The 3,122-nt window shown below is 57.9% G+C and carries 2 protein-coding genes; both read right to left on the bottom strand.

The features are described from left to right. On the bottom strand, nt 1-465 hold a 465-nt coding region (locus AC1DSG_RS29645; RefSeq protein ID WP_477794048.1), incomplete at its 3' end, for a tyrosine-protein phosphatase. 203 nt (nt 466-668) lie between these two features. Further along, the coding region (locus AC1DSG_RS29640; protein WP_477794047.1) for a diguanylate cyclase at nt 669-3,122 on the bottom strand (2,454 nt) is incomplete at its 5' end.

The raw sequence follows: 3,122 nt of genomic DNA, 5'->3' as shown, positions 1-3,122 counted from the left end.
GAACAGCGTGGTGAACTGACCGCGCACCCCAGCATCACTGACGAATGACCGGTTGATGCCCTCCATCATGGCGATGGCGTCGGCGGCACTATCGAGTGAGCCCGTGGGGAGTGAACCGGACGGGCCAAGAATGTCGATATTCAAATAGCGCGCACCGTCGGGCAAGGTGTCAGGTGTACCGGCGATTTCGCTCGGGTTGCGCAAGTCGTACACGGCCTTGATGCCGAGGCTATTCAAGGTGCCCAGATCCGCCGCCGACGGGGTCAGCGCATTGGAGCGGTAGAACACGCCGCTACGCATCGTGCCGTCATTGGCCGTGGAATACGCGGTGGTGGTGCCGGCGACATCGCGGAAATTGTCGATGCTCCGTAAACGCGGGGTGTCGAGGGGGGTGTTCCCGGCAGCTTGGGCAGCGGCGATAGACAGACTCAAAACGGACAGTGAACACAGCAGACGTTGAAACACAGGTGCAGCCTCATTTAAAACGCATTGGGCTGACAACTATCTGCATAGAAGAAATACCGAGTATGACAAATTGCCGACGGATGAAAATCCGTGCGCGATGGGTCCGGACAGCGCGCTTTTGGTCCGTGGCCTGGTGCGAAAGGGCAGCAGAAGCGACCCGCAAAAGCCTTAAAACCTATCGCTGGCCCCATCGCGCCTCGTTTTCACACTTGGAAGTCAAGAGGGCATGGCTTGCGTATTTCTGTCGAAAAATGCTCGCCAATGATCTCGACAACGACGAATTGAACCAGCTCGCCCAAGGTAACTTCCCCGCTCTCGGCCTGCCCCTGCAGCCGTTGAGCCTGCTCCAGGATCGTCGCATGCTGGACTTTGTGCACAGCCAGTGCATCGTGGTCGCATGCCGCCAGAATCTGTTCCTCATGAGCAAAATGGTAGCGTACGTGCTCAAGCAACCGATCCAATGCCTGCATCTGCCCGGCATCGCAATGCTGGTGAGCGGGCCCTGTATACAGGCGGAACAGGTCATTGRCCAGCCGGAACAGTTCCTGGTGCTCGTCATCAATATCGTCGTTGCCGCTGGCGTACTCATCACGCCACTGCAGGTGCACCATATGTTGTCCGCCTGGCTGTGCGAGCGCGTCAAACACCTTCACCGCGTTTCTGCCGCCCTTTTTGGCGCGGTACATGGCTTCGTCGCCGAAGTGCAGTATGTCGTGCACATTGTCCGCCTGGTCGGGATACATCACCACGCCGATACTCGACGAAATATCCAGTTCTACGCCGTTATCCATCACAAAGGGCTGTTCCAGGGCGCAACGAATCTTTTCCGCGACCTGGACGGCATCTTCTGTTGTCCGGGCATCGGGCAGCAGGATGACAAATTCATCGCCGCCGACGCGTGAGGCGGTATCGGAGGTGCGCAGTACAGAATTCATACGTGATGCGACCTGCTTCAACAACCAGTCTCCAGCGCCATGCCCGTGCTGGTCATTGACTGCTTTGAACCTGTCCAGATCCACAAAGAGCAGCGACATTTTGCGCTGTTCACGTTTCGCCAGTGCGAGCATCTGATCCAGCCGGTCTTCCATCATTCGGCGGTTGGGCAAACCGGTCAGTTGGTCGAAAAACGCCATTTTCCGGATGCTGTCCTCAGCGGCCTTGCGCCGGGTGATGTCCCGGGAACTGCCAACAATGTGGGTTGGTCTGGATAAGCTGTCCAGCATGATATTGGCTACCGACTCGACTTGGACGCGATGGCCATCCTTATTCCGGACTTCCAGCTCGTGTCCGATGAAACAGGCCGTCAGGTCGCCTTCGCGAACACGTCGGACATGTTCCTCCACCGTATCGCTCCACCTGCGTAACTCCTGCGCAGACATCAGTTCGCCTGGTGGCTGACCGGAGAATTCTTCCGGCGTCCAGCCGTACAGCCGTTCAATCGAGGGACTCATGAAGCTATAGGTCAAGTCCGGATATTGCATCACCCAGATCGCATCGTTGCTGTTTTCCGCAATCAGGCGATACAGGGCCTGGCTTTCCTGCAGGGCCTCGGCCAGGCGCGCACGCTCGATGACCATCTGCGCGAGTTTGGCGTAATCCACCAGTAGGGCGAGATCATCGGCATCCGGTGCGGCGGGTTCACGCTGGTACAGGTTGAAGACACCGAGAATCTTGCCCTCACTGCTTTTGATCGGCTGGGACCAAGCCGCACGCAGACCGATACCGAGCGCCGTGTTACGAATAGCGGCAAAATCAGGAGCTGCCCAGTAGGGATGGCTGGCGATATCCTCAACAATGACCGTTTCTCCACGATGAACAGCCGTCGCAGCAGACCCACTCATATCCTCAATCGATATCAACGCCGTGGCACTCAACCATGCCTCAGGCAAATTGGGTGCGGCACAGCCGACCAGCGCCTTGCCATTGTCAGCCAGCAGAAACACGGTGCCCAGCGTACCGGGGCGATAGTCATCGATGATGCGTAGCATGGTGTTCAACACCTCAGGCAACGAGGCATTCTGGCCCAGTTGCTCCAGCACCTGGTTGTTGAGCCACAGGTAGTGGTTGTGTGCAGCCAGTTTCTTTTCGGCGGCTTCTCGGGCGACAGTTAGTTCATGCAACTCGGTCACGTCAGTCGAAAAACCGATCAGGGCCGGCGGTTGGCCTTGCAGATGCACCGGCACCTTGATCGACGCGTAGTAACGGGTTTCTCCCTCTGAGATTCTGAGAACCTCCTGACCACTTTGCTTCTCACCCGAGGCGAATACTTTCTGATCCATGACCCAGTAAGCATCGGCGAAATCCGGCGGCATGAGTTCGCGGTCCAGGCGGCCGACGATCTGTTCGGCAGGCAAGCCGAACAGGGCGGCAGTCTTCGCGTTGACGTAGAGGAAGCGTCGCTCGCTGGACTTGAAATACACGTAGGCGTCCACGGTGTCGAGGACCAGATCCAGTAGCTTGCGCTGCTGGTATTTCTGGCGGAAAAACCCCACCAGCAGCCACTGCAGGACACACAGGCCGGCAAACGCAATGACGGAGAAGGCCGCCTGAAGTCGCCAGTTGAACAGGTAATCATTTTTGCTCGCAGCAACCACTTGCAGCCATTGACCGTCGCGCTGAGGGGCTAATACGGCAACTCGCTCCAGACCGTCCACGGG

The sequence above is a fragment of the Pseudomonas sp. P5_A12 genome (genome assembly GCF_056400685.1).
Note: the sequence above shows the minus strand (reverse complement) of the source record. Positions and strands in the feature narration are given on the sequence as shown.